Source organism: Sporomusa malonica (genome assembly GCF_900176355.1).
Lineage (GTDB): Bacteria > Bacillota > Negativicutes > Sporomusales > Sporomusaceae > Sporomusa > Sporomusa malonica.
This window is the reverse complement of the sequence record NZ_FWXI01000051.1, coordinates 1-6,457: the sequence shown is the minus strand read 5'-3', so window position 1 is coordinate 6,457 and position 6,457 is coordinate 1. Positions and strand designations below refer to the sequence as shown.

The following is a 6,457-nucleotide window of genomic DNA, read 5'->3' as shown; positions in this document are numbered from 1 at the left end:
ATTGCAGCTCAGGCAGCTCTGGTTGCCGATGTAAATGATATCGCCCAGGAACATCACGTTCGTGAGAAGCTCTGCGAAATCATCAGCACGGCCGAGCTTGTATACGCAGCAGGTCAATCATCAGCACTTCGCGCAGTAGAGTTCCCCAATGGTTCCTGGGTACCAGACGAGATTCTGACCAATGCCGGACGTAAACTGGCAGGTCAAAAAATTTATCATGAATATGAGACATTGGCAGACTTGACAGGCGGTATTTGCGCCTCACTCCCAACAGAAGAATCCTTCTATGAGCCTGAGACAGCCGAGCTTTGCAACAAGTACATTATGAGAAACCCTGCATATACAGCCGAAGAGACGCACCGGGTTATGCGTATGATGGAGGATAAACTCTGTGATTCCTTTGAGGCTGCACAGGCTGTTGCCGGCGTACACGGCGGCGGATCTCCGCTTATGGAGACCATTACCATGATGAGCCGTTACGACCTTGAGCCACTGAAAAATCTTGCTAAATATCTCGCTGGCTTCGAGGGCGCCGAGTTCCCCCGTATAGAACGCCCAACAGTAACTCCGAGAGCAATGCTTGACAAGTTTAAGAAGACTCAGGTAGAAAAGAAATAGTAAGACAATTATCTGTAGCTTTTAATCAATAGTAACTAAACTAAACAGGAGCCTTCAATGAAACATATATAGTCTCATTGAAGGCTCCTGTTTAGTTTAAAAAAATTCGAATCAATGTTTAAGGGTTATTAGCCTGGTAGAAAAGAGAGAAGTGGTTAGGGGAATTGATTTATTGTATTTATGTGTATAGAATGTATACAGTAGAAATCGTAGTAATTAAATTTATGTATAAACTTTATATACATGAATTTAATTATTTCACATTTCCATCAAGAAAATCGAGGTATATTCGAAGTGTGTAGTTCATTCTTAAAAATGGCGCGATTTGTAGAGAATGATACTACACTGACAGTTGCTCCATTATTCCATATAGCAGGACTGGCAATTCTAACACTTCCAATCCTGTTCAAGGGGGGAACTGTTATAATCGAGGATGAATTCAAGGCTACAGAAGTGCTGGGTTATATTACAGATAAAAAGGTTACCTGTTTATTTTTAGTACCTTTTATGTGGTTAATGCTTGTTCAATTACCTGGTTTTTACCAACGAGACTTATCGGTATTAAGGTTTGGTATTTCAGCAGGATCAAAGTGCACTAGTCATATTAATGGAAAGTTGCAGGAAAAGGGTATACCTTTTTTTAGAGGTATACGGTATGACCGAAGTGGCTCCGGTTGCCATGATGGATATTTGTAACAGCGTGCGTAAAAACGGCTCGGTTGGTAGACCTACTTGTCACGTAGATGTTAAAATTATTGATGATGTTGTTATATTGGGTGCTGACGATAAGATTTGGGGTACAATCGTGAAAGCTGTCGTTGTTTTAAATTCAGACCATAACTTGTTGGTCGTAGAAGATATTCGAGCATTTTGTGAAGGAAGACTCGCTCACTATAAAATACCTAAAATCATAGAAGTTGTAACAAATATCCCCAGGAATGCAATGGGAAAGGTTTTGAAATATTCTTTATGCTAGAATCAGGGCTCTAAGGAGACCAAAAGTAGCCCTAATGAAGAATCACCCGGCACATAGTGCCGGGTGATTCTTCATTAGGGCTACTGCCGTATTGTCTATACAAGTCCGGTAATTACCGCTACAGCCATCATAACAAAAGCCATTGCCGTCTTGATCAAAGTGAGTTGGAATATGGCAGGATAGGACTGTCTGTGTGTGAGACCGCAAATACCCAGAAGAGTAATAATCCCGCCGTTATGCGGCAATGTATCCATACCACCCGCAGCCATACAGCCTATCCGGTGAAGAATTTCCGGTGACATCCCGATCTGATTAGCCATGGCTAACCACGATTTTCCCATAATTTCGAGAGAAATTACCATACCGCCTGCTGCGGATCCACTCATGCCAGCTAGTGTAGTAATAGTGATTGCCTCTGACATCAGCGGGCTATCGCCAATATTGATGCTTAATAAGAAATTAGCAACAGCTTTAAAGCCGGGAAGCGCAGAAATTACATTACCATAGCCTACTTCTGAGGCTACATTTATTATTGCCAATAATGAACCGATAGCACCGGCGTTCATTGATTTAGCAAAACCGCTTTGTGATAAATTATTGCGACCAATAATCAGAACCATGATGATCGCAACTACTTCTGCGATAGTTAATGCCCATACCGCAAGAATACTTTTTACAGATTGAGAAACTAAAGGCAACTTCATGGCGATAAATGGATCAAGTATATGAGGATCCCATTTGATTACCATAGTCAAGATGAAATTTAGTACAATAACTGTTATTAAGGGGAGAATGGCCAGCGTCCAATGCGGTACTTCCATGTCGTCACTCAGTTCCGTTTCATTGGTGTGTCCTGTACCATATCCTTCGCCTTTTGCAAGAGCTATTTTAATGTTATGGTTTAACAATAGCATACCTATTCCTAGAATCAACACACCGCCTAGTGTTCCAATAACAGGGGCTGCATAAACGGTAGTGCCCCAATAAGAAGTCGCTATGATATTAATGTGTTGTAAGGTACCGGGAAAACAATCCATTGTCGCAGTTCCAAAACCGAGAAACATAGTCGCTGGAATAAAGCGTTTGGGCCAATTTGCTTTCCTGAATAAGTCAGCAGCAACTGGGTAGACGGCAAATCCTGCGACCAAGCCGTTCATGCCACCATAAGTTACAAACGCACCGGTAAGTACGATGGCAGGAATTATATATTTTTCACCAAACTTTTGGGCAACAACCTGGGCGATTGATTTGGCCATACCTGAATCTTCCATGACTTTGCCAAATACGGCACCTAGCACAAATATTGGCAAATAGACTTTGATAAATCCTACTGCTTTTCCCATGAAGAGTTCAGTATAAGCGGGCATTGGTGAAAGGCCCTGAGATACTGCTGCCATCAGTGCGAGGATGGGAGCCAAATAAATAACGGAGAAACCTCTATAGGCAAAATACATTAACAATATCAGGCTAACGAGAATTCCTAATACTTCCACAATAATCCTCCTTATTTTTTGAAGATTAGGTCTTTTTTAATCATTTGGGAATGCGTAGAGCGTTGGGAAATAGTATATGGTGATCACAAAAAAACACATGCTATTATAAATAGAGAGTTCAGTGTGTACTTTGTATGCTATGGAGGATTATATGCAAATAACCGCAACGCTGGCAATATTACTGGTAGTCATCCCAGTGATTGAAAGACTGGTTGAGCTTTTTAACAGTAACTTAGAACCTACCTGGTATGTTTTTATGGGTGGCGTAGTAGCACTTTTATACATACTATATGTTTTTATAGTTCTACGTACAGTAAGATAAGCAACGGCCGTAAGGATGGCCTTAGCCTTATCTATTATTTGGGGAAAATCTGATAAACAGTATTTTCTAGATCACTAGTAACATAAATTGCACCGGAGTTCGATACTGCAACTCCAGTAAATGAATAGGCAGGATGTCCGCCCCTAACTTCACCAGGTTGACCGACTGCTAAGTTGTTTACAATCGGCTTGCTTTTTCCGGAATCAGGATCGATTTCTAGTAATTGGTGAGACCCTGCTACAACAACAATTATTTTTCCATCAGGTTTTACAGCAATTCCTTTCGGCCCTTTCAATCCAGTGCAGATTGTTTTCTTCTCGCCGGTATTTAGGTCAACTTTAGTAATTCTACCTGGTGTGTATTCAGTGACGTATATAGCATTTTGTCCTGCTGGAGCAATATATGTAGGACTAACTAAACCAGAAGTGACAACGGTTTTTTCTGTTCCTTCTTTATCTGTTACCCTGACAATATCGCCTGCCCCATGTTCAGCTACAACGATACTTCCGTCATTTAGCATCAATGTTCCAGCTACAACCTTGAAGCCAGATACAGTGTACAAAAGCTTGTCGGTCTTCCGGTCAAACACTTGAACCTTATTGGTGAACCAGCCGGACATTAATATATAATTGCCATCAGCGGAGATTGAAGCTGTATTAGTGAACGAGGAACCGTTTAGTGGGGCCTCTACATTTCCGCTAAAGGCATCTATTTTTTTATAAGCAAAATTGTCGGCCACGTAGACTGTGTCACCATTAGGGTCATTTGCAACGGCGATTCCTTGTGGGTAGCATAGCTTGGCCTCTTCTACCACTGGTCTAACCTTGCCTGTCGGTACGTCGACTTGATAGACCCCGTTAACATTCATGTTAGTAACAAATAACCGGTCTTTTGAGTCGAAGGCAATATTATCAAGATGTGGGCTTAGCTTAGCAACTACGGCTTTATCACCGCTCTTCGCATTTACTTTGTAAATCTCTCCAGTTGCTGTGTCAGAACAGAAGAGGTTGCCATGAGAATCAAATTTAGTTGCTGATGGTATTTTAAACCCTTCGGCAACAATGTTCCTTTCGCCTGTATCTACGTTGGTTTTAATGATTTGCCCTTTGAACCAAAGGGGAGTATAGAGAAGACCATCAGGGCCAAACATGGAGGCATTAGGGCCGCCTAGTTTTTCAGCAATTTTTCTGTTCTTTTGTTGCCCTGATTTGTCAATCTCCCACAGGCCGTCTCCCAGGAAGCATTGAGTTACAAAAAGACGTCCGTCTTTACCTAGCGCAATTGCATTTGCTCCAGGCATGTCATCAGCTAAAGTAACGATTTTTCCGTCTGGAGTTTTCTTATACACTTTTCCCAGAAAAAAAGCGTTCCAGTAAACTGTGCCATCCTTTCCGAAAACCAAGTCATCAGCTCCACCTGAAGGTGGGGCGAGATATACGCTAGACTCTCCTGTGTCGGTATTAACCAGATAGGTAGCTGCTGCTGCTACGCTAGTGACATAAAGATTGTCCTTGGCATCAAAGTTAAGACCATTGGTACCATGTCCTAAGTTTGATGGAGTAACTATAAGTCTAATACCATAAGCCGGGTCCTGGACTTTCGGTATAGTAGGAGTAAATGCCTGTGCGACCCCTGAAACTAGGAAACAAAAACCGAAAATAACTGATACAATTTTTTTCTTCATCAACTTCTTTCTCCTCCTCAATTACGGAAGTGAGTACGATGAGAGTAAATAGTTTGGCGATACATTTAAATTACGTTTTGGTGAGAATAAAAATCATATTGTTCCTCCTAGTAATGTTCTTGAGGGAATTAATAGTATCTTAAGGAGGCATTTAAATTCCAATTATTCCCCCAGATTTGATGGTACTAATTACCACACATTGCAATAACTATGCCAACAGAGAAAAAGCCTACTGTTACCGGGAAGATGTATTGAATTTTCAGAAATGTTAGCTGGGGTTGTATATATTTAGAAATGATTTATGTATTGAATGTATAGAGAGTATACAAAGGCGGACTTCTAATATACATAGCTGCCAGTTTTTGAAGAAAAATATAATAAGAATTATATTTATTGTAAGCAAAATTAGAAACGACTACCGGCCTGGTAGTCGTTTTTTAGCATATGCAAGGCATGATGTTCCCTTTGTAAATAAAGATAGTATTATTTAGATTGGGTAATGTATATATACCATACAGTTAATTGAATTTTCTTGTAAAATTACAGCGGTTTTAACTAGCATTCTAGCTCTTTTAGACTTTGGCATAGTTTTTGCATTTAAATAAGGTGTATTCACCAACGACATGACATGATCTTTAGTTATGCAGGGGAATTCAAAAGATTAAATGCACTACTAAGAGGAGGCAGGAAAATGGCAATTGGAACTTATGAAGCCTATAAAGAGCGGCTACTCAAAATGAAACCGAACGTTTATTTAAACGGTAAAAAGGTTGACCGGTCAGGTAGTTGGATCGACGGCGGCTGCTATGTCATGAAGCAGACCTATGATATGGCCAATAATCCTGAGTTTGAGGATGTATGCACAGCGACTTCTCATCTTAACGGAAAGAAAATCAACCGTTTCACCCACATTCACCAGTCTAAAGAAGATTTGCTTAAAAAGCAACAAATGACAAGACTGCTCTGCCACCGTGTCGGCGGCTGTACTCAACGCTGCATGGGCGCTGACGCACTTAATTCTATTGCTGTTGTTAGCTATGACTGCGATCAGGCTTGCGGCACAAATTATCATGAGCGTTTTAACAAGTATCTGTTGTACTGCCAAGAAAATGACCTTATCTGCAACTGTGCTCAAACTGACGTAAAGGGTTCACGTAATCCTAAGTATAAGAGAGCACATATGCAGCCAGATCCGGATCAGTTTGTACATGTTATCAAAACAAATGTAGACGGCATAGGCATTGACGGAAAACCTTGCAAAGGTATTATCGTTCGCGGTGCGAAAATCTGTAACTCTAATGCTCCTTACGTTGATGAAATCATCGTTAATCCGACCAAGTTTATGGGTAAGGGCGATGAAGGTT

At 40.9% G+C, this 6,457-nt stretch carries 7 protein-coding genes; 5 read left to right on the top strand and 2 right to left on the bottom strand.

Annotation, left to right across the window (positions count from 1 at the left end):
- The 3 genes from B9A22_RS24645 to B9A22_RS24635 all read left to right on the top strand — a co-directional run.
- Positions 1-618 (top strand): 4-hydroxyphenylacetate 3-hydroxylase C-terminal domain-containing protein (locus B9A22_RS24645; RefSeq protein ID WP_217806060.1); only part of this gene is annotated, 618 nt, incomplete at its 5' end.
- A 243-nt stretch (positions 619-861) separates the two neighbouring features.
- On the top strand, positions 862-1,314 hold the full coding sequence (locus B9A22_RS24640; RefSeq protein ID WP_084578574.1) for an AMP-binding protein: 453 nt from the start codon (positions 862-864) through the stop codon (positions 1,312-1,314).
- The gene (locus B9A22_RS24635; protein WP_176215685.1) at positions 1,274-1,594 is read left to right on the top strand and encodes an AMP-binding enzyme; all 321 of its coding nucleotides are present in this window, start codon (positions 1,274-1,276) and stop codon (positions 1,592-1,594) included. The genes B9A22_RS24640 and B9A22_RS24635 overlap by 41 nt, the downstream gene beginning before the upstream one ends.
- Before the next feature lie 95 nt (positions 1,595-1,689).
- Here B9A22_RS24635 and B9A22_RS24630 read toward each other — a convergent pair whose 3' ends face one another.
- Positions 1,690-3,087, bottom strand: a complete 1,398-nt coding sequence (locus B9A22_RS24630) for a GntP family permease (protein WP_084578572.1) — start codon at positions 3,085-3,087, stop codon at positions 1,690-1,692.
- A 151-nt stretch (positions 3,088-3,238) separates the two neighbouring features.
- Between B9A22_RS24630 and B9A22_RS25750 the strand changes: the two genes are divergently transcribed.
- The gene (locus B9A22_RS25750; RefSeq protein WP_176215684.1) at positions 3,239-3,409 is read left to right on the top strand and encodes a hypothetical protein; all 171 of its coding nucleotides are present in this window, start codon (positions 3,239-3,241) and stop codon (positions 3,407-3,409) included.
- A 34-nt stretch (positions 3,410-3,443) separates the two neighbouring features.
- Here the strand turns inward: B9A22_RS25750 and B9A22_RS24625 are convergent, their stop codons facing one another.
- A complete protein-coding gene (locus B9A22_RS24625; protein WP_084578571.1) occupies positions 3,444-5,093 on the bottom strand; it encodes an NHL repeat-containing protein in 1,650 nt (549 codons plus the stop codon).
- Positions 5,094-5,784: 691 nt separating this feature from the next.
- On the opposite strand from B9A22_RS24625, the gene B9A22_RS24620 reads away from it, so the two are divergent.
- Positions 5,785-6,457: 4-hydroxyphenylacetate 3-hydroxylase N-terminal domain-containing protein (locus B9A22_RS24620; RefSeq protein ID WP_281252445.1), on the top strand; the 673-nt coding region annotated here is incomplete at its 3' end.